General features: G+C 72.6%; 16 protein-coding genes. 10 read left to right on the top strand and 6 right to left on the bottom strand.

Annotated features, from left to right (window positions below):
• Positions 1 to 70 precede the first annotated feature (70 nt).
• Entirely contained in the window at positions 71 to 2896 is a 2826-nt protein-coding gene (locus tag AB0F82_RS03015) for a SpoIIE family protein phosphatase (RefSeq protein WP_362623185.1), read from the bottom strand.
• A 132-nt stretch (positions 2897 to 3028) separates the two neighbouring features.
• Complete coding sequence (locus AB0F82_RS03010) at positions 3029 to 3997, bottom strand: cyclase family protein (RefSeq protein WP_362623183.1); 969 nt, start codon at positions 3995 to 3997, stop codon at positions 3029 to 3031.
• 227 nt (positions 3998 to 4224) lie between these two features.
• Between AB0F82_RS03010 and AB0F82_RS03005 the strand changes: the two genes are divergently transcribed.
• From AB0F82_RS03005 to AB0F82_RS02995, 3 genes are all read left to right on the top strand, one after another.
• Positions 4225 to 5370: a PP2C family protein-serine/threonine phosphatase gene (locus AB0F82_RS03005; protein WP_362623181.1), complete on the top strand. Its 1146-nt coding sequence runs from the start codon at positions 4225 to 4227 to the stop codon at positions 5368 to 5370.
• Positions 5367 to 7040 (top strand): phospholipase D family protein, encoded by a 1674-nt coding sequence (locus tag AB0F82_RS03000; RefSeq protein ID WP_362623178.1) that lies wholly within the window; start codon positions 5367 to 5369, stop codon positions 7038 to 7040. The genes AB0F82_RS03005 and AB0F82_RS03000 overlap by 4 nt, the downstream gene beginning before the upstream one ends.
• Positions 7041 to 7167: 127 nt before the next feature.
• Positions 7168 to 8613, top strand: coding sequence for a glyceraldehyde-3-phosphate dehydrogenase (locus tag AB0F82_RS02995; RefSeq protein ID WP_356809922.1), 1446 nt, complete (start codon positions 7168 to 7170; stop codon positions 8611 to 8613).
• Positions 8614 to 8728: 115 nt separating this feature from the next.
• Here the strand turns inward: AB0F82_RS02995 and AB0F82_RS02990 are convergent, their stop codons facing one another.
• The 3 genes from AB0F82_RS02990 to AB0F82_RS02980 all read right to left on the bottom strand — a co-directional run bounded on the left by AB0F82_RS02990 (position 8729) and on the right by AB0F82_RS02980 (position 11754).
• Complete coding sequence (locus AB0F82_RS02990) at positions 8729 to 9919, bottom strand: MFS transporter (protein ID WP_356809920.1); 1191 nt, start codon at positions 9917 to 9919, stop codon at positions 8729 to 8731.
• A gap of 42 nt (positions 9920 to 9961) precedes the next feature.
• Positions 9962 to 10957, bottom strand: coding sequence for an NUDIX hydrolase (locus AB0F82_RS02985; RefSeq protein ID WP_362623174.1), 996 nt, complete (start codon positions 10955 to 10957; stop codon positions 9962 to 9964).
• A gap of 173 nt (positions 10958 to 11130) precedes the next feature.
• Entirely contained in the window at positions 11131 to 11754 is a 624-nt protein-coding gene (locus AB0F82_RS02980; RefSeq protein ID WP_362623172.1) for a LysE/ArgO family amino acid transporter, read from the bottom strand.
• A 69-nt stretch (positions 11755 to 11823) separates the two neighbouring features.
• Between AB0F82_RS02980 and AB0F82_RS02975 the strand changes: the two genes are divergently transcribed.
• The 7 genes from AB0F82_RS02975 (at position 11824) to AB0F82_RS02945 (ending at position 19068) form a co-directional block, all read left to right on the top strand.
• Complete coding sequence (locus AB0F82_RS02975; protein WP_362623170.1) at positions 11824 to 12732, top strand: LysR family transcriptional regulator ArgP; 909 nt, start codon at positions 11824 to 11826, stop codon at positions 12730 to 12732.
• A 31-nt stretch (positions 12733 to 12763) separates the two neighbouring features.
• A complete protein-coding gene (locus AB0F82_RS02970) occupies positions 12764 to 13156 on the top strand; it encodes a TOBE domain-containing protein (protein ID WP_030652486.1) in 393 nt (130 codons plus the stop codon).
• A gap of 121 nt (positions 13157 to 13277) precedes the next feature.
• Positions 13278 to 14360, top strand: a complete 1083-nt coding sequence (corA, locus tag AB0F82_RS02965) for a magnesium/cobalt transporter CorA (protein WP_362623166.1) — start codon at positions 13278 to 13280, stop codon at positions 14358 to 14360.
• An 87-nt stretch (positions 14361 to 14447) separates the two neighbouring features.
• A complete protein-coding gene (locus tag AB0F82_RS02960) occupies positions 14448 to 15029 on the top strand; it encodes a GNAT family N-acetyltransferase (protein WP_362623163.1) in 582 nt (193 codons plus the stop codon).
• Between the two features lie 132 nt (positions 15030 to 15161).
• A complete protein-coding gene (locus AB0F82_RS02955; protein WP_362623437.1) occupies positions 15162 to 15971 on the top strand; it encodes a chitosanase in 810 nt (269 codons plus the stop codon).
• A 300-nt stretch (positions 15972 to 16271) separates the two neighbouring features.
• Positions 16272 to 16625: a DUF805 domain-containing protein gene (locus tag AB0F82_RS02950; RefSeq protein WP_362623161.1), complete on the top strand. Its 354-nt coding sequence runs from the start codon at positions 16272 to 16274 to the stop codon at positions 16623 to 16625.
• A 223-nt stretch (positions 16626 to 16848) separates the two neighbouring features.
• Positions 16849 to 19068 (top strand): NADP-dependent isocitrate dehydrogenase, encoded by a 2220-nt coding sequence (locus AB0F82_RS02945; RefSeq protein ID WP_356809904.1) that lies wholly within the window; start codon positions 16849 to 16851, stop codon positions 19066 to 19068.
• A gap of 172 nt (positions 19069 to 19240) precedes the next feature.
• On the opposite strand, the gene AB0F82_RS02940 is transcribed toward AB0F82_RS02945, so the two are convergent.
• Positions 19241 to 19705 (bottom strand): hypothetical protein, encoded by a 465-nt coding sequence (locus AB0F82_RS02940; RefSeq protein ID WP_362623158.1) that lies wholly within the window; start codon positions 19703 to 19705, stop codon positions 19241 to 19243.
• Positions 19706 to 19962: the final 257 nt, after the last annotated feature.

The raw sequence follows: 19962 nt of genomic DNA, 5'->3' as shown, positions 1-19962 counted from the left end.
GAGGTGATGCTGCGTTACGGAACACTCAGGATGCTACTTGGAGTTATCGCCGCATGCCGGACATTGCGGGTCATGCCGCGTTCAGGGCGCATTCGGCCCAGATGACCTTGCCCTGGGGGGTGTACCGGGCGCCCCAGGCCTGGGAGAGCTGCGCGACGAGGAACAGGCCGCGGCCGCCCTCGTCCGTCGTGGCGGCCCGCCGCAGGTGGGGGGCGGTGCTGCTGCCGTCGGAGACCTCGCAGATCAGGGTCCGGTCGTGGATCAGCCGCACCTGGATGGGCTCGCTGCCGTAGCGGACCGCGTTCGTGACCAGCTCGCTGAGCATCAGCTCGGCGGCGAAGGCGAGTTCGTCCAGCCCCCAGTCGGCGAGCCGCCGGGTGGCGGCTCCTCGGACGTCGGAGACGAGGGACGGGTCCGGGGCCAGGTCCCACGTGGCGATCCGGTCGGCGGGCACGGTACGGGTGCGGGCGACGAGCAGCGCGACGTCGTCGCCCGGATGCTCGGGCGCCACGGCCTCGATGACGGCCCGGCAGGTGTCCTGCGCCGTCCGGTCCGGGTGGGCCAGCGCGTGGCGCAGCTGGTCGAGCGCCACGTCGATGTCGCGGTGGCGGCCGCCCACGAGGCCGTCGGTGTAGAGGACCAGCGTGCTGTGCTCGGGGAGCCGGATCTCGGCCGTCTCGAAGGGCAGCCCGCCCAGGCCCAGGGGCGGTCCGGCGGGCAGGTCGGGGAAGGTGACGCTGCCGTCGGGGGCGACCAGGGCGGGCGGGGGGTGGCCGGCGCGGGCCATCGTGCACACCTGCGAGGTGGGGTCGTAGACGGCGTACAGGCAGGTGGCGCCGACGATGCCGTTGCTGCCGGTGGCGCTCGCGTCGTCCTCCTCGCGGTCCAGGCGCACCAGGAGGTTGTCCAGGTGCGTGAGCAGCTCGTCGGGGGCCAGTTCCAGCTCGGCGAAGTTGCGTGCCGCGATGCGCAGCCGGCCCATCGTGGCGGCGGCGTGCAGTCCGTGCCCGACGACATCGCCCACCAGCAGGGCGACGCGGGTGCCGGAGAGGGGGATGACGTCGAACCAGTCCCCGCCCACCCCGGACTCGGCGGGCAGGTAGTGGTGGGCGACCTCCACGGCGCCCTGCTCGGGGAGGCCGCGCGGGAGCAGGCTGCGCTGCAGGGCCAGGGCGAGGGTGTGCTCGCGGGTGTAGCGGCGGGCGTTGTCGATGCAGAGGGCGGCGCGGGCGGCCAGTTCCCGGGCCAGCCGGGTGTCGTCGTCCCCGAAAGGGGCCGGGTCCTGCGAGCGGTAGAAGGCGGCGATGCCGAGCAGTACGCCGCGGGCGAGCAGGGGGACGCAGATCATGGAGTGCACCTGGTGGGCCAGGATCCCCCGGGCGTGCTCGATGCCCGGCAGCATCCAGGCCGGAGTGGTGGCCTGGAGGTCGGTTTCCAGCACGGCCGGCTCGCCCTGCAGGCAGCGCATGTGGGGGGTGCCGGGGTCCAGCCGCACCTGGTGGCCGACGGGGTGGAACGGGCAGTCGTCGCGGATGCCGTGGACCACCGTGCGGTGCAGCTCGGCCTGCGGGTCGGCGGATTCCTCGCCGCGCAGCACGGCCCCGGCCAGGTCGACCGTGACGTAGTCGGCCAGGCGCGGCACGGCCGTCTCGGCGAGTTCCCGGGCGGTGCGGCTCACGTCCAGGGTGGTGCCGATCCGGGTGCTGGCCTCGGCCAGCAGTTCCAGGCGGCGGCGCGCGGCGACGGCGTACTTGCCCACCTCGGGCTCGCCCACCAGTACCAGGCCCCGGACGGCGCCGGAGGCCTCGGTCGCCTCGTCCCCGGCGGTGGTCTGGCCGGTGGCCGGGCCGGCCGGCGCGCTGCCCGGAGCGGAGGCCTCTGCGAGGTGCCAGGGCAGCGACTCGGCCCGTTCCGTGGCGGCCAGGGCCAGCGAGGCGAGGGCGGAGGCGGTCGGCTTCGAGGCGGCGAGGTGGTGCGCCGGCGGTGAGTCCCCGGTGAGGACCGCCTCGACGACGACGCCCTCCACCCCGGCCGTGCTCGTGACCGGGCTGCTCAGGAGGGTGACCCCGCGCCCGTGGGACAGGGACACCTCGACGGCGGCCCGCTGGGGGGAGCAGATGAGCTCGGTGGCCTTCGCCTTGAGGACCATCTGGTCCTGCCGGTCCAGCCCGCCGTCGGTGAGTTCGTCCAGTCCGATCAGCTGGCCGTCGTCGGCGGCCTCCCCGCCGCGGGCGCGGAGCCGGGCGTCGAGGTAGGTCCGCAGGAGGGCGCGCTCACGCGCCGAGCTCTGCTCCATGAGCCGCCGCTCGATGGACTCCGCCGCCCGGCGGACCAGGACGGGCAGGGCCGGGTCCTCGTAGCTGCGCGGGTACCCGAAGCACAGGACGCCGACGATGTGGCCGCTGAACTGGTCGCGGATCGGCGTCGCGGAGCAGGCGTTCGACTGGGACCGCTCGGCGAAGTGCTCGGCGCCGTACACCTGGCACAGCCGCCTCTCGGCGAGCGCGAGACCGATGCCGTTGGTGCCCGCGTAGCGCTCGGCGAAGACGAAGCCGGGCACGCTCTGGATCGGCGGCAGCCGGCCGGCCAGGGCGGGCTCCCCGAACCGGCGCTGCAGTACGGTCCCGTTCCCGTCGGCGAGGGAGACGTTCATCTGGCTGCCCGAGAACCTGGACTGGAGCTGGTCGAGGACCGGTTCGGCGGCCCGGACGAGCCGGCTGTCGGGGTCGAAGTCGTCCGTGTACGGGAGGTCCGTCTGCTCCGGTGAGAGCCCCAGCATCCGGCTGCGCATCCACGAGTTCAGGATGGGGCCGCGGACGCTGCCCTCGACCGACTCGCCCAGCAGGAACCGCTCACGGGAGCGTACGGGGCTGATCTGGCCTCCCGTGACCCCCATCTGCACCACTTCCCCTTGCCGTGCCGCCTGCCCGCACCGGGACGTTCGCACCGAGCGAGTGCTGTTGAGTATATTCCTCCCCTTTTGAATGAATATGGTCGAAAGATCCGTTCTTGCAGTGTTGCCCCTTCATCACAGGACCGCGACCGGATTGACCGGCGAACCCGTCCCGCCGGGCACTCGGAGCGGCGATACGACGATCATGAATTCGTGCCGCCGCGCCTCGGCGCAGGCCGCCGAGAGGGCCTCCAGGTCCAGGTTGTCCAGCAGCGGCACCCCCATGGCGGCGACCGCCAGCGCGTGGACGGGGGAGTGCACGCCCTCGACCGGCGAGGGGCGTACGTCGCTGTCCCCGTCGCCGCCGAGCAGGGCGATCGCGCGCTCGGCCAGCAGCGGCACGGCGTCCACGTGGAAGCCCGCGCAGGCCGCGCCGGCGTCCCAGGGACCGAGTTCCCGCCGCCGCCGGAAGCGGCCGGAGCGCAGCAGCACCGCGCAGCCCTCGTCGATCGACACCCCGAGCGCCCGCTCAGCGGCGAGCACGTCGCGCGCGCGGACCGCGTGGCCCGGCTCCAGCCAGTCCGTCCCGAGGACGGCCGGCAGGTCGAGGAGCACGCCTTTGGTGACGAGCGGGCCGAGGGCCTCCACCGAACCGAATCGGGCGCCCCCGGCGTCGACGGCCTCCCGCGCCGGACGGCCGCCGTAGAGCCGGCCCCGGTAGGCGACGTGGGACAGCGCGTCGAGGTGGCTCACGCCCTTGCCGTGGTAGTCGGCGGCGAGGAAGTCCTTGTACGTGGCGGGCTCCGCGGGCTCCACGTCGCCGAGGTCGGACATGTAGTGCAGGGCCGGTCTGCCGTTGTCCGGTCCGGCGCGGGTGTTCCACGGCAGGCCCAGCGGCACCGTCGTGCCGGACCGCACCAGGGCGGCGGCCCGCAGCACGTGATCCCCGGTGATCCGGTTCCAGGCGCCGCGGTCGGCCGGGGACCACCGGTCCCATGTGCTGACCGAGGCGAAGAGGGAGTCGAACTCCGCGCGCGACACCCCGGGCCCGCGGCCGACGGGGTCCGGCGGGGCGGCGCGGCCGTCCTCCGGACTGCTGCTCACCTGCTGCTCACCTGCTGCTCACCTGCTGCTCCTCCACTGCGCGTGCGGCTGCGGTGCTCCACGGCCGGGACGCGTTCCCCGGTGTGCGCACGCAAGCACATGCCCGCCGGTCCCTGGCTCTACGCCGGGGACGCCGCAAGCTCGGCCGTACGGAGGTGCGGACCGGCCCCGGCCCCCGGCGTCGCGGCGAGTGGCGGGGACGAGCCCCTACGGCGCAGGCTGTATGCATGCGGGTGCCCATCCGCTCCTCTCCCCGACCGGGAGGCGGCGGTCACCACCAGGTCCTCTTCGTCCTCGCGGAGTGCGTGCCCTTCGTGATCGCGCTCCTGGTGCTGGTCATGGAGTTCACGCCCGCACACGTCCTGTACACCGGGCCCTTCCTGGTGGCCACCCCGGCGCTGGCGGCGGTGACCATGGGCCCCAGGGGCACCGTCGCCGCGGCGGCCCTGGCCGTGGCGGTCAGCATCGCCACGGCCACGTACAACCAGGCGTGGGGCAACCAGCAGGTCTACAGCAACTTCCTCGCCCTCTTCCTGGTGTCGCTGGCCAGCGTGACGACCAGCCGCATGGCCCGCGCACGCAGCGCGACCGAGCTGAACCAGGTCCGGCGGATCGCGGTCGCGGCGCAGAAGGTCCTGCTGCGGCCCGTACCCGAGCGGCTGGGCCCCCTGCGCGCGGCCAGCCTCTACGTGGCGGCCGAGAAGGGCGCCCAGATCGGCGGGGACCTCTACGAGGCCATGGAGACCCGGTACGGGATCCGGATGATCGTCGGAGACGTACGGGGCAAGGGCCTGCCCGCCGTACGGACGGCCGCGGCCGTCCTGGGCGCCTTCCGGGAGGCGGTGTACTACGAGGACGACCTGGTGGACGTCATCCGGCACTGCGAGGCGGCGATGCGCCGGGACGCCGCCGTGCCGGGGGCGGTGGACGAGGAGGCGCTCGTGGAGGGCTTCGTCACCGCGGTGGTGGCCCAGGTGCCCGACGCGCACGTGGTCGAGGTGGTCAATCGCGGCCATCCGCCGCCGCTGCTGCTGCGCGACGGCAAGGTGCAGGCCCTGATGCCCAGTACCCCGCTGCCGCCGCTCGGCCTGGGCGAGTTCATCGCCGGCCCGCCCGGCACCCGGGACAGCTATGCCTTCCTGCCCGGCGACCGCCTGCTGCTCCACACCGACGGAGTCAACGAGGCCCGCGACCGGGGCAACGCCTTCTTCGCCCTGCCGGAGGCCATGGAGGCGCTGCCCGACCGCGGGCCCCGGGAGTTCCTGGACCGGCTGTGCCGGGCACTGGTGCGCCACACCGAGGACCGGCTGGCGGACGACGTGGCGATGATCCTCGTCGACCGGCGGGACGAACGCGGAGGCCCGGCCCGATGACCCGTGTGCAGTGGCTCCTGGTGCGCGGCGAACGCGGCAACCCCGCGACCCGCCTGGACGACCGGCGCGCGGACGGCGCCGCCTGGTCCTGGGGCAACGAGGCGCGGCCGCTGGTCCACGGCGCCTCGTACTTCGCCGAGCTCCTGGCGGCCGTCGAGGCGATGAGCGAGGGCGACCTGCTCCTGTTCACCGACTGGCGCGGCGACCCCGACGAGCGGCTCGACGGGCCCGGCACCGAGATCGGCGCGGTCCTGTGCCGGGCGGCCGAGCGCGGCGTCATGGTCAAAGGACTGCTGTGGCGCTCACACCTGGACAGCCTCCACTTCAGCGAGCAGGAGAACCTCCACTTCGGCCGGGAGATCGCGCGGGCCGGCGGCGAATGCCTGCTCGACATGCGGGTCCGGCCCGGCGGCTCCCACCACCAGAAGCTGGTGGTGCTGCGCCACCGCGCCCACCCCGAGCGGGACGTCGCGTACGTCGGCGGCATCGACCTGTGCCACAACCGCAACGACGACGCCGAGCACCGCGGCGACCGCCAGGCGCTGCCCCTGGCCGCCCCTTACGGGCCGCACCCGCCGTGGCACGACGTCCAGCTCGCCCTGCGCGGGCCGGTCGTCGGTGACGTCGAGGCCGTCTTCCGTGAACGCTGGGACGACCCGGCGCCGCTCAGCCGCAGCCCCCTCACCCGTCTGCGGGAGCGGATGCACCGCGAGGACATCAACGCGGACCGGCTGCCGCCCCAGACCGCAGATCCGGCGCCCTGCGGCACCCACACCGTCCAGCTGCTGCGGACCTACCCGAACCGGCTGCTGCACGGCTACCCCTTCGCCCCCGACGGCGAGCGCAGCATCGCCCGCGGCTACCTCAAGTCGCTGCGACGGGCGCAGGCGCTGATCTACCTGGAGGACCAGTACCTGTGGTCGCCCCGCGTGGTGGCCGGCTTCGCGGAGGCGCTGCGCCGGAATCCGGAGCTGCGGATGATCGGCGTCGTCCCCACCTATCCCGACCAGGACGGACCGCTCACCCTGCCGATGAACCTGATCGGGCGGATCAACGCGCTGGCCGAGCTGCGCCGCGCCGGCGGCGACCGGGTCGCGGTGTACGGCCTGGAGAACCATGCCGGGACCCCCGTCTACGTCCACGCCAAGGTGTGCGTGATCGACGACGTGTGGGCCTCGGTCGGGTCCGACAACATCAACCTCCGTTCGTGGACCCACGACTCCGAACTCGGCTGCGTCGTCCTCGACGAGAGCCTCGACCCGCGCAGTCCGCGGGACCCGGGCGGCCTGGGGGACGGCGCCCGCGTCTTCGCCCGTGAGCTGCGCCTGGAGCTCATGCGCGAGCACTTGGACCTTCCGGGCGGAGACGGGAACGGGGACGGCGACGGAGAGGGAGACGGCGACGGGGACGGCGACGGCGCCGACGGTGAGGGGCACGGCGGCTCGCTGTGCGATCCCGTCGCCGCCTTCGAGGCCTTCCGGGCGGCGGCCGCGGCGCTCGACGCCTGGTACGAGGACGGCCGCCGCGGCCCCCGCCCGGCCGGGCGGTTGCGCCGCTACGGTCCTCCGGCCCTGCCCGCGGGGCGAAAACTGCTGGCCCGCCCGCTGCACCGGGTCCTGGTCGACCCCGACGGCCGCCCGATGGGGCTGAGGTTGCGCAAGCGGTTCTGATCGGGGACGCGTACCGGGGTGAACACCGACAAACCGGGGCGCCGTCCCCGTGGGCGGGTACCCCTTAAGCGGCCAATGAGTGGTGGGGTTAGCATATGAGCGCCGCCTAGCTCGAAAGATAAAGCCTGTGACTGTCAACGAGGACTCGTTCACCAACTGGAACCACCGCGAGGAGATCGCGGAGGCGATGATCCCGATCATCGGGAAGCTGCACCGGGAGCGGGACGTCAACATCCTGCTCCACAGCCGCTCCCTGGTGAACAAATCGGTGGTCAGCATCCTCAAGACCCACCGCTTCGCCCGGCAGATCGACGGCGAGGAGCTGTCGGTCACCGAGACCATGCCGTTCCTGCAGGCGCTCACCGCGCTCGACCTCGGTCCCTCGCAGATCGACCTCGGCATGCTCGCCGCCACGTACAAGGCCGACGACCACGGCCTGTCGGTGGAGGAGTTCACCGCCCAGGCCGTCGCCGGCGCCACGGGCGAGAACAAGCTGGAGCGCAGCGGCGGCCGCGACGTCGTCCTGTACGGCTTCGGCCGCATCGGCCGCCTGGTCGCCCGCCTGCTCATCGAGAAGGCCGGCTCCGGCAAGGGCCTGCGACTGAGGGCCATCGTCGTCCGCGGCGGCGGCGACCAGGACCTGGTCAAGCGCGCCTCGCTGCTGCGCCGCGACTCGATCCACGGCCAGTTCCAGGGCACGATCACCGTGGACGAGGCCAACAGCACCATCGTCGCCAACGGCAACGCGATCAAGGTGATCTACGCCAACGACCCCTCCGAGGTCGACTACACGGCGTACGGCATCAAGGACGCCATCCTCATCGACAACACGGGCAAGTGGCGCGACCGCGAGGGACTGTCCAAGCACCTGCGTCCCGGCATCGACAAGGTCGTCCTGACCGCCCCGGGCAAGGGCGACGTCCCGAACATCGTGCACGGCGTCAACCACGACACCGTCAAGCCGGACGAGCGGGTCCTGTCCTGCGCGTCCTGCACCACCAACGCGATCGTCCCGCCGCTGAAGGCCATGGACGACGAGTACGGCGTCCTGCGCGGCCACGTCGAGACCGTCCACTCGTTCACGAACGACCAGAACCTGCTGGACAACTACCACAAGGCCGACCGCCGCGGCCGCTCCGCGCCGCTGAACATGGTCATCACCGAGACCGGCGCCGCCTCCGCCGTCGCGAAGGCGCTGCCCGACCTCAAGGCGCCGATCACCGGCAGCTCGATCCGCGTCCCCGTCCCGGACGTCTCGATCGCCATCCTCAGCCTGCGCCTGGGCCGCGAGACCACCCGCGAGGAAGTCCTCGACTACCTGCGCGACGTCTCGCTGAACTCCCCGCTCAAGCGCCAGATCGACTTCACCACCGCTCCCGACGCCGTCTCCATGGACTTCGTCGGCTCGCGCCACGCGTCCATCGTCGACGCCGGCGCGACCAAGGTCGACGGCGACAACGCGATCCTCTACCTCTGGTACGACAACGAGTTCGGCTACTCGTGCCAGGTCATCCGCGTCGTCCAGCACGTCTCAGGCGTGGAGTACCCGACCTACCCGGTTCCGGCGGTCTGATCCCGCCCGACCCGCGTACGCACCGCCGCCCCGCCGCTCCCGCGCCGCGGGGCGGCGGTGTTCGTCGCCCCCGGTCCCCTCGGTCCCCCGCCGGTCCTCCCGCCTGCCTGCCCGCTCAGGCGTCCGCGGGCACCGGCCGCCGCAGCAGGTAGACGGCGGCGGCCCCGACCAGGGCGGCCATGCAGACGATGAACACCAGTCCGGCGCCCTCCAGGCCGATCGGGTCCACGAGCAGTCCGACGCCGATCACGGGTACGGAAATGCCCGCGTAGGCCACGACGAACAGCGTCGAGACCACCGCCGCGCGCCGGTCCGGCGGCGAGGCCGCGGCCACCGCCGACAGCGCCCCGCGGAACGCCAGCCCCTGCCCGACCCCGCCGACCAGCGCGCTCGCCACCACCAGCGCCAGCAGGTCCCACACCAGAGCGCCCGCGAGCAGCGCCAGCCCGGCGAGCAGCCCCGCGCAGCCCAGCGGCAGCGACCGCCCCACCCCGACCCGGCCCACGGCCAGCTGTCCGGCCGTCGAGGCGAAGAAGGCCAGCGCGACGACCAGCCCGCTCACGGCGTGATCGGTCACGTCGAGGGACTGCGCGAGGAAGGCCGGACTGACCGAGGTGAACACCCCGAACAGCGCGAAGCCCGCGAACGCGGCGATCGCCGCGGGCCCGAACACCGACCGCACCTGTGGGGGCACGCCGGGCCGCTGCGGCCGTACGGTGCTCAGCGGACGCCGCTCCCGTACGGTCTCGTCCAGCCCCAGCACGACGGCGGCGGAGACGGCGACCAGGAGCAGGTGCACGGCGAACGGCAGGTACAGCGGCCAGGGGGCGTACTGCGCGAGCACACCGGCGAGGAGGGGCCCGCAGCCCAGCCCGCCCATGTTGGCGGCCGTCGCCACGAACGTGGCCCGGGAGGCCCCGCCGGGCGGCGCGAGTTCCATCACGTAGACCGTGGCGGCTCCGGTGAACAGTCCGGCGGACAGTCCCGACAGCAGCCGTCCGGCGTACAGCCAGCCCATGGCGGTGGCGCACAGGAAACAGACGGCACTGGCCGCGGAGAACCCCAGGCCGGCCAGGAGCACCGGCCGACGGCCGACGGCGTCCGAGGCGTTGCCCGCCAGCAGGAGCACGCCGATCACCCCGAAGGCGTACACGGCGTACACGACGGTCACCACCAGCTCGGAGAACCCGAACTTCTCCTGGTAGAGGCCGTAGAGCGGGGTCGGCAGCGTGGTGCCGGCCATGCACACGGCGAACACCGCCCCGCTGAGCAAGCACTGGCGCCACCCTCCGCGATCACCGTCCATGCCGCCGACGGTAACCCGGGCTCCGCGGCCCCGCAGGGCGGGTCAGGGGCGGCCCGCGTGGAGTTCCAGCGGGCCGGCGCCGCTCGCCCGGGCGTCGAGGCAGGCGGTGATCTGGCGCCGGAGGGCGCCCTTGACCAGGGCGGGGAGTTCCTCGCGCGGGACGGTGCGCCACCGGAGGAGCTCGGTGGGGTCCAGCCGGATCCGGGCGAGGGTCGGGGCGTCGAGGACGCCGCCGTCGTAGAGGAAGCGGATGCGGGCCGGACGGCCGGGCTTGTGCGACCAGTTCACGGCGAGCAGGCGGCCGGGGGCCAGGTCGAGGCCGAGCTCCTCGCGGACCTCCCGCCGGGCGGCGGCCCGCGGGATCTCGCCGAGGTCGCTGTCGATGCCGCCGCCCGGCAGGTTCCAGCGGTCGGTGCGGCCGTACGCGGGCTGCACCAGCAGGATCCCGCCGTCGGCGGCGGTGAACAGCACGCTCGCCGCGGTCAGGGCTTTCGGCCTGTTGGCCCGGTGGCTGGCCGCGTCGAGTTCGCCCGCGTGCTCCAGGGCCGCCCGCCGGGCCGGATCCAGACCGGCGGGCGAGCCCGGCTGGGGCACACCGTCGACCAGGTGGGCGAAGGAACCGGTGTGCAGGGCGGCCAGTCCGGCGCGCAGCCGGGGCGCGACCCGGGCGGGCAGGACCGCGCAGGCCTCCTCCGGGCGCAGCCAGCGCGCCCCCATGAGGGCCGCGGCCTCCTGGGACGCGAGCGGTCCCACGAGGTGGACGTGCACGATCAGGGAGCGGCCGGGCGGGCCGGGCGGGCCGGGCGGCCGCGAGTCCACCGCCAGCAGCCGGCCGACCGGCACGGCGAGACCCAGCCCCTCCCGCAGGCCGCGGGCCAGCCCCTGCTCCGGCGTCTCGGTCACCTCGACCGTGCCGCCCGGCAGGTCCTCCGTGAGGGACGGGGCGGTCACTACGAGGACCCGCCCGCGGGTGTCCAGGACGATCCCGGTGGCGGCCACGAGCGGCGCGGGCCGGGCGGGGGAGGGGCGTTCGGGCACGGCGGGCTCCTGGGACTCGGTCGTCGGCAGGAGCACTATGCCGCTTCGCCCGCCCGCCCCCACCGCCGACATGCGAAGCCCGCCGGCCGGCCACCGACACACCCCGTCCCTGTCGACCTGCGGCCCGGCGGCCTGGCGACTCGCCGTTCTTGTCTGCTCCCCCCCGGGAGGGGCTACGCGCGGGACAGGAGGAGGCCGCCCATGGTGACCATCGTCGCCGCGACGAGGCCGTCCATGATCCGCCAGGCCGAGGGGCGGGCGAGCAGGCCGCTCAGCAGCCGGGCCCCGTAGCCCAGGCCGGCGAACCAGGCCAGGCTGGCCAGGCCGGCCCCGACGCCGAAGGCCCAGCGCAGGTCGCCGCGGTCGGCGGCGAGGGATCCGACGAGCAGTACGGTGTCGAGGTAGACGTGCGGGTTGAGCCAGGTCATGGCCAGGCAGGTCAGTACGGCCCGGCGGGCGGATGGGGAGGCCGCTCCCTCCGCGGTGAGGGCGGCGCCGGGGACGGGCCGCAGCACCCGGCGCGCGGCGAGTACCCCGTAGCAGACGAGGAAGGCGCCCCCCGCCAGCCCCACGACGGTCAGAGCGGCGGGCCAGGCGGTCACGAACGCCCCGACACCGGCCACGCCGAGGGTGATGAGGAGCGCGTCGGAGACGGCGCAGATGGCGACCACGGCGAGGACCGCGTGACGGCGTACGCCCTGCCGGAGGACGAAGGCGTTCTGCGCGCCGATGGCGACGATGAGGGAGAGTCCGGTGCCGAAGCCCGCCAGGGCGGCGGTGGTGATGCCGTGTGTCATGGCTCCGACCGTAGGCAGCCAGGAGCTTTCAGTACAGCTAAAGATTTTTACGTACCATTAGCGCTTGTGATGGACGAGCTCCCCCTGGACCAGGTACGCACCCTCCTCGCCGTGGTCGACGAGGGCACGTTCGACGCGGCGGCGGCCGCCCTGCACGTGACGCCGTCGGCGGTCAGCCAGCGCGTCAAGGCCCTCGAACAGCGCACCGGCCGGGTGCTCCTGATGCGGACGAAGCCGGTGCGGGCGACGGAATCCGGCGAGGTGGTGGTCCGCTTCGCCCGGCAGCTGGCCAGGCTGGAGCGGGACGCGCGCGCCGAGCTGGGCATGGCCGACGAGCGGGGCCCCGTGCGGCTGCCGATCGCGGTGAACGCCGACTCCCTCGCGACGTGGTTCCTGCCGGCGCTGACGAGGGTCCCCCAGGACCCGCCGATCTGCATCGAGCTGCACCGCGAGGACGAGTCGCACACGACCACGCTGCTGCGCGAGGGGCAGGCGATGGCCGCGGTGACCTCCTCCCCGGACCCCGTGGCCGGGTGCAGCGTACGGATGCTGGGACTGGCCCGGTATCTGCCGACGGCCAGCCCCGCCTTCGCCGCCCGGTACCTGACGGGAGCGCCGGAGCGGGACCTGCGGGAGGCGCCGACGATCGTCTTCGACCGCAAGGACGACCTCCAGGACGCCTTCGTCCGCTCGCTGACCGGCGACGGGGCGGCCGGGGCGGGGCGGGTGCGGCACCACGTGCCGACGTCGGAGGGCTTCCGCGACGCGGTCGTCGCCGGGCTCGGGTGGGGGCTGGTGCCCGAGCAGCAGGCCGGCCCGCTGGTGCGGGCGGGGGAACTGGTGCTGGTGGTGCCCCGGCGGCCGCTGGACGTACCGCTGTACTGGCAGCAGTGGAAGCTGGACTCACCGGCCCTGTCGCTGGTGGCCGAGACGGTTGCGCAGGCGGCCGCGGAGGCACTGCGCAGCCCTTCGACGTGATCGCCCGGACCGGCGCATAGGCTTGCCGACCATGGAGTCCTACACGATCGGCCAGGCCGCCCGGCTGCTCGGCGTCAGCATCGACACCGCCCGGCGCTGGGCGGACGCCGAACGCTTCCCCACCCGCCGCGAGGGCACCCGCAGGATGGTGGACGGGCCGGACCTGGCCGCGTTCTGCGTCGAGGCCGCGCAGGAGGGTGCCGAAGGCGAGGAGGCCGCCCACACCTCGGCGCGCAACGCCTTCCCGGGGATCGTCACCGGTGTGAAGCTGGGCACCGTCGACGCGCAGGTGGAGATCCAGGCCGGCCCGCACCGCATCGTGTCGCTGCTGACCCGGGAGGCGGTGGAGGAGCTCGGCCTGGAGGTGGGCGCGCGGGCCACGGCGCGGGTGAAGTCGACCAGCGTGTTCATCGACCGCGTCTGAGGCCCCGCCCCGGAGCTGCCGGGCGGTGCGCCGGGGGCCGGGCCGTGAGCCCGGGCACGGGCGGTCCGGCCGGCGATGGCAGACTGGCCGCTGATCCGCCGAAGGGGAGTACGCGTTGTCCATGTTCAGCAACCTGCGCCGGGCCGTGCGCCGCGGCTACCGGCGGGCCGTCGACCTCAGCCACCCCGCCCGCTCCCCGCTCGGCAGCGCGGTGGTCAACTGCCTGGTCTACCGCGACGGCGTACGGCAGGAGGACTGCGCCGAGGCCGAGGAGGCGCTGCGCCGGGTCCGCAAGACGGGCGACGGCTTCGTCTGGATCGGCCTGCACGAGCCGGCGCAGTCCGAGCTCGCCGGGCTCGCGGAGCTGTTCGGCCTGCACCCCCTCGCCGTCGAGGACGCCGTGAACGCGCACCAGCGCCCCAAGGTGGAGCGCTACGGCGACACCCTCTTCTCCGTCTTCAAGACCGTGCGCTACGTCGAGCACGAGGAACTGACCGCGACCAGTGAGGTCGTGGAGACCGGCGAGCTGATGGCCTTCACCGGCCATGACTTCGTCATCACCATCCGGCACGGCGGCCGAGGCACCCTCGGGCCGGTGCGCGAGGAGCTGGAGGCCGCCCCCGACCAGTTGCTCAGGGGGCCCGCGGCGGTCCTGCACGCGATCGCCGACCACGTGGTCGACGACTACGTGGCCGTCACGGACGCCGTGCAGAACGACATAGACGCCGTCGAGACCGCGGTGTTCAGCGAAAACGGCGGCCGCGGCGACGCCGGCCGGATCTACCAGCTCAAGCGCGAACTCCTGGAGCTGCGGCGGGCGGTGGCCCCGCTGAGCCGCCCGCTCCAACAGCTGGCCACGCAGCCGATACCGGTCATCCCGCCGGAGATCCGCGCGTACTTCAGGGACGTGGCGGACCACGTGACCAGGGCCACCGAGCAGATCGGCGCCTACGACAACCTCCTGGACTCCATCCTCCAGGCCCACCTCGCGCAGGTGACGGTCGCCCAGAACGAGGACATGCGCAAGATCACGGCGTGGGCGGCGATCGTGGCCGTCCCCACCATGGTCTGCGGGGTCTACGGCATGAACTTCGACCACATGCCGGAACTGCACTGGACCTACGGCTACCCGCTCGTCCTCGGCGTCATGACGCTCGCCTGTTTCGTCATCCACCGGGGCTTCCGCCGTAACGGCTGGCTCTGATCCCGGAAAACCCGGCGAGGAGGGGAGCACCCCCCGAGTAGGGTCCGCCTGTCATTCGGAGATCGACAGAGCGGACGGCACACGCCCATGGAACGCGAACTGCTCGGTGAGAAGGTACGGCTGGAGCCGCTGGCGCACCGGCACCACGACGGACTGTGCGATGCGGTGCGGGACGGGAACCTGTGGGAGCTCCCGGTGACGATCGTCCCGCACCCGGACGGCATACGGGCCTTCATCGAGGACGCGCTGGCGGCGCGCGAGGCCGGCACCCAGATCCCGTACGCGACCGTGGACCTCGCGACCGGCGCGATAGTCGGCTCCACGCGGCTGATGGCGATCAGCACCCCGTTCCGGCGGCTGGAGATCGGCTTCACCTTCCTCGGGGCGTCCCGGCAGGGGACCGGGCTGAACACCGAGGCCAAACTCCTCATGCTCACCCACGCGTTCGAGGAAATGGGCATGAACCGGGTCGAGCTCCTCACCGATGTGCGCAACGCCAGGTCGCGGGCGGCGATCGCCGGACTCGGCGCCACCCAGGAGGGAGTACTGCGCCATCACATGGTGATGCGCGACGGCCACATCAGGGACACCGCCGTCTACAGCATCACGCGGCCCGAATGGCCGTCTGCCAAACGTAAGTTGACGAACCGTCTGCTGTGGCGGGGCTGAGCGGGAGGGGCGGTTTCCGGGAGCGGCACGGGTCTTGAGTCACCGTCAGCTCTGGTAGTAAAGTTTCCTAACGAAGCCGGGACGCCTCAACTCCCCCCACATGGAGGCCTTGTGTTCACCCCCCACCGCAAAATGCTGGCGGTCGGAGCCCTGCTCGGCAGTGCGCTCCTCGCCGTACCCGTCGCCGCCCATGCCACCGCCGCACCGCCCGCCCCCGCCCACACGGCGGCTGCCGCGGGGCTCGACGATCCGGCGAAGAAGGAGATCGCCATGAAGATCGTCTCCAGTGCGGAGAACTCCTCGCTGGACTGGAAGGCGCAGTACAAGTACATCGAGGACATAGGTGACGGCCGCGGCTACACCGCCGGCATCATCGGCTTCTGCTCCGGCACCGGTGACATGCTCGACCTCGTCGAGTACTACACGAAGGTCAAGCCGGGCAACGTCCTCGCCAAGTACCTGCCGGCCCTGCGCGAGGTCGACGGCAGCGACTCGCACGCCGGACTCGACCCGAACTTCACCAGGGACTGGGTGAAGGCCGCCCAGGACGCCGAGTTCAAGAAGGCCCAGGATCGCGAGCGCGACCGGGTCTACTTCAACCCCTCCGTCAAGCAGGGCAAGTCGGACGGGGTCGGTGTCCTGGGCCAGTTCATCTATTACGACGCCATCGTGATGCACGGCGACGGCACCGACTCCACCAGCTTCCGCAACATCCGGGGGCGCGCCCTGTCCAAGGCCAAGCCCCCGTCCCAGGGCGGCAGCGAGACCACCTGGCTGCACGCCTTCCTCGACGCCCGGGTCTGGGCGATGAAGCAGGAGGAGGCGCACAGCGACACCAGCCGGGTCGACACCGCGCAGCGGGTCTTCCTCAGGAAGGGCAACCTGAACCTCGACACGCCGCTCGACTGGAAGGTCTACGGCGACTCCTTCCACATCGGCTGACGGCATAGGCCGGCGGGCGACCGGCGGGCGGCCGGCGGTGTCGCGACGCGGTAACGATGTGAATAACGATCCGGGTGGTGCCCGGGGTGTCAAGTAGGCCTCTCGTGCGGACGATTCGGACGTCCGGGGACATGGCGCCGCGGTCGTGTCCCGAACGCGTAACTCCAGTGCCGGAAATCGGGCGGTCCGGCCGATTTGGCTTCCCCGTAAGTGGCTTGACCCCGACGTAAGGGGGGCATAAGTTCTGCCCCGGCTTGCTCCAGCAGGACGGGCCGAACCAACCGTCCTCTGGGGGGACCCGTGAACTACTACCTCGACGTTCTGAAGAAGTACGCCGACTTCTCCGGCCGCGCGCGCCGCCAGGAGTACTGGATGTTCGTACTCTTCCAGATCGCCGCGATCATCATCGTCTCGATCCTGGACGCCGTCCTCGGTACGGCCCCGTGGCTGTACGCGCTCTACGCGCTCGGCACCCTCCTCCCGAACCTGGCCGTGGCCGTGCGTCGCCTGCACGACCTGGGCAAGTCCGGCTGGTGGCTGCTCATCTCCCTCGTGCCCATCGTCGGCGGCATCTGGCTGCTGGTCCTGCTGGCCTCGGCCGGCCAGCAGCAGCCGAACCAGTACGGCCCGGACCCGAAGGTCCTCGCCGCCTGATCAGGCGTGCGGGCCTGAATCAAGGCCTGACTGCCAGAGCGTCGCCCCGGCTGGAAACAGCCGTGGGCGGCGCTCTCGCCGTTTCCGGGGGCCGCCGGAGCCCGCGTGACGTGCGTCTCGCCGACTGGCGGCCGGGGGCTGTGCTGACCGCCCCGATCACGAGATATCTTGATGTCGAGCAATGTTGCAGACGAGAGACGCAGACTGTGGAGCGGAGCATCCGGTGACTGACTCGACCATCATCTACACGCACACTGACGAGGCCCCGGCCCTCGCGACGTATTCCTTCCTGCCTGTGATCCAGGCCTACGCGTCGACGGCCGGTGTGAATGTCGAGACCCGTGACATCTCCCTGGCCGGTCGGATCATCGCCCTGTTCCCCGAGTACCTCGAGGAGAGCCAGCGGATCGCCGACGCCCTCGCCGAGCTCGGCGAGCTGGCGAAGACCCCGGAAGCCAACATCATCAAGCTTCCGAACATCTCGGCTTCGATCCCGCAGCTGAAGGCCGCGATCGCCGAGCTCCAGGGCCAGGGCTACGCCCTCCCCAACTACCCGGACGACCCGAAGACCGACGAGGAGCGCGACGTCCGCGCCCGCTACGACAAGGTCAAGGGCAGCGCCGTCAACCCGGTCCTGCGCGAGGGCAACTCCGACCGCCGCGCCCCCGGCTCGGTCAAGAACTACGCCAAGACGCACCCGCACCGCATGGGCGCTTGGGTCCCCGAGTCGAAGACGAACGTCGCCACCATGGGCGAGAACGACTTCCGCTCCACCGAGAAGTCCGCCGTCATGGCCGAGGCCGGCACCCTGCGCATCGAGCACGTCGCCGCCGACGGCGCCGTCACCGTGCTGCGCGAGTCCGTACCGGTCCTGGCCGGCGAGGTCGTCGACGCGTCCGTCATGCACGTGGACGCGCTGCGCACCTTCCTCAACGACCAGATCGAGCGTGCCAAGGCCGAGGACGTCCTGTTCTCCGTGCACCTCAAGGCCACGATGATGAAGGTCTCCGACCCGATCATCTTCGGTCACGTGGTCCGCGCCTTCCTCCCGAAGACCTTCGCCCGCTACGGCGAGACCCTCGCCGCCGCCGGCCTGTCGCCCAACGACGGCCTCGGCGCCATCCTGAACGGCCTGGGCGCCCTGCCCGACGGCGACGCGATCAAGGCCTCCATCGACGCCGAGATCGCCGAGGGCCCGGCCCTCGCCATGGTCGACTCCGACAAGGGCATCACCAACCTGCACGTGCCGTCCGACGTCATCGTCGACGCCTCCATGCCGGCCATGATCCGCACCTCGGGCCACATGTGGGGCCCCGACGGCAACGAGGCCGACACCCTCGCCGTCCTCCCGGACAGCAGCTACGCCGGTGTCTACCAGGTCGTCGTCGACGACTGCCGCGCCAACGGCGCCTTCGACCCCTCCACCATGGGCTCGGTGCCGAACGTCGGCCTGATGGCCCAGAAGGCCGAGGAGTACGGCAGCCACGACAAGACCTTCGAGATCGCCGCCGCGGGCACCGTCCGCGTCGTCGACGCCGAGGGCAACACGGTCCTGGAGCAGGAGGTCGCCGCCGGCGACATCTTCCGCGCCTGCCAGACCAAGGACCTGCCGATCCAGGACTGGGTCAAGCTCGCCGTCACCCGCGCCCGCGCCACGGGCGCCCCGGCCGTCTTCTGGCTGGACGAGAACCGCTCGCACGACGCGCAGCTGATCGCCAAGGTCAAGACGTACCTGGCCGACCACGACACCGAGGGTCTGACCATCAAGATCCTCTCCCCGGTCGAGGCCACCGCCTTCTCCCTGGAGCGCATCCGCCGCGGCGAGGACACCATCTCGGTGACCGGCAACGTGCTGCGCGACTACCTGACCGACCTCTTCCCGATCCTGGAGCTGGGCACCAGCGCCAAGATGCTGTCGGTCGTCCCGCTCATGAACGGCGGCGGCCTCTTCGAGACGGGCGCCGGCGGCTCCGCCCCGAAGCACGTCCAGCAGCTGGTCAAGGAGAACTACCTGCGCTGGGACAGCCTGGGCGAGTTCTTCGCGCTGGCCGCCAGCTTCGAGCACCTCGCGGTCACCACCGGCAACGCCCGCGCCCAGGTGCTGGCCGACACCCTGGACCGCGCGACCGGCACCTTCCTCAACGAGGACAAGTCGCCGAGCCGCAAGCTGGGCGGCATCGACAACCGTGGCAGCCACTTCTACCTCGCCCTGTACTGGGCGCAGGAGCTGTCCCGGCAGATCGACGACCCGAAGCTGGCCGCGGCCTTCGAGCCGCTCGCCAAGACCCTCGCCGAGCGCGAGCAGGCCATCGTCGCCGAGCTCATCGCGGTGCAGGGCTCCCCGGCCGAGATCGGCGGGTACTACCGGCCCGACGCCACGAAGGCCGCGGCGATCATGCGCCCGTCCGCGACCCTCAACGAGGCGCTCGGCCTCCTCGGCTGACACCCGTTGACGCGCTCCGCCCCGGCCGGCCCCGTGCCCGGCCGGGGCGGACCCGTCTGGGGCCCGCCGCCCCGCGCCCGCACGTGCGGAAAGCGGATGGCGTCACGGACACCGGTCGGAGCGGCATCGGCCTGAGCGGCATCGTCCTGCGCGGCATCGTCCTGAGCGGCGCTCAGATACGGTGGATGCGTTCCTGGTCGAACGCCAGCGGGGACCGGCCGGCCGCCAGGATCCGCAGCCCGGGCGCCACGGCCAGCAGCTTGCGCAGCCAGGCCACGGCATCCTGGCCGAGCTGCTCGGTGCCGTCCAGGACGAGCAGCATGTCCCGCTCGGCCAGCCACGACGCGGCGTACGTCGTCGTCCCGCAGGGCGGTGCGGGCACGCCGGGCACGGAGCCCAGTTCGGCCGTCAGTTCGCGGACTCCGTAGCCGCCCTCGAGCGGGTCGAGGTCGACGACCGCCACCCCGTCGTAGAAGTTGGACGCGAGCCGTCGCGCGATCTCGCGCACCAGCAGGCTCCGCGGCTCGCGGAAACCGCCCGCCACGGTCAGCACCCGCCCCCGCCGGACGGCGGTGAGCAGCCGGGACATCTCGGCGGACGTGGCCGGGAGCCGTCCGGTCGACCCCGATTCCCTCATCGGCACGATGCCCCCCATCGCATGCGTGACCCAGCGCGGCCGTGGCTGCAGGGATCTTTCGGCCGTGTGACGCTGATTATGCGCCACTTGCGCCGTATCGCTAGGGGAATGTCGCATTCCGATCAGGGGGTCCGCCGCCGCCCAGGTCAGGCCCACGCGGCGGCATCCCGGAGCCGCCGTCGGCGGTCGAACTACGGTGTGCGCGTACGGGCCGGGCCGCACGGGGACCGTACCCGCGGTCCCCCGCTCGGCCTGTC

This window comes from Streptomyces virginiae (assembly GCF_040638905.1).
GTDB classification, from domain to species: domain Bacteria; phylum Actinomycetota; class Actinomycetes; order Streptomycetales; family Streptomycetaceae; genus Streptomyces; species Streptomyces virginiae_B.
This window is presented reverse-complemented; position numbering and strand designations above follow the sequence as displayed.

What these genes read in the sequence shown, in the direction of transcription:
- AB0F82_RS03015 (WP_362623185.1), bottom strand. Translation starts at nt 2,896, where the DNA reads ATGGGGGTCACGGGAGGCCAGATCAGCCCCGTACGCTCCCGTGAGCGG.
- AB0F82_RS03005 (WP_362623181.1), top strand. Translation starts at nt 4,225, where the DNA reads ATGCGGGTGCCCATCCGCTCCTCTCCCCGACCGGGAGGCGGCGGTCAC.
- AB0F82_RS03000 (WP_362623178.1), top strand. Translation starts at nt 5,367, where the DNA reads ATGACCCGTGTGCAGTGGCTCCTGGTGCGCGGCGAACGCGGCAACCCC.
- AB0F82_RS02990 (WP_356809920.1), bottom strand. Translation starts at nt 9,919, where the DNA reads ATGGACGGTGATCGCGGAGGGTGGCGCCAGTGCTTGCTCAGCGGGGCG.
- AB0F82_RS02980 (WP_362623172.1), bottom strand. Translation starts at nt 11,754, where the DNA reads ATGACACACGGCATCACCACCGCCGCCCTGGCGGGCTTCGGCACCGGA.
- AB0F82_RS02975 (WP_362623170.1), top strand. Translation starts at nt 11,824, where the DNA reads ATGGACGAGCTCCCCCTGGACCAGGTACGCACCCTCCTCGCCGTGGTC.
- AB0F82_RS02970 (WP_030652486.1), top strand. Translation starts at nt 12,764, where the DNA reads ATGGAGTCCTACACGATCGGCCAGGCCGCCCGGCTGCTCGGCGTCAGC.
- corA (WP_362623166.1), top strand. Translation starts at nt 13,278, where the DNA reads ATGTTCAGCAACCTGCGCCGGGCCGTGCGCCGCGGCTACCGGCGGGCC.
- AB0F82_RS02960 (WP_362623163.1), top strand. Translation starts at nt 14,448, where the DNA reads ATGGAACGCGAACTGCTCGGTGAGAAGGTACGGCTGGAGCCGCTGGCG.
- AB0F82_RS02955 (WP_362623437.1), top strand. Translation starts at nt 15,162, where the DNA reads ATGCTGGCGGTCGGAGCCCTGCTCGGCAGTGCGCTCCTCGCCGTACCC.
- AB0F82_RS02940 (WP_362623158.1), bottom strand. Translation starts at nt 19,705, where the DNA reads ATGAGGGAATCGGGGTCGACCGGACGGCTCCCGGCCACGTCCGCCGAG.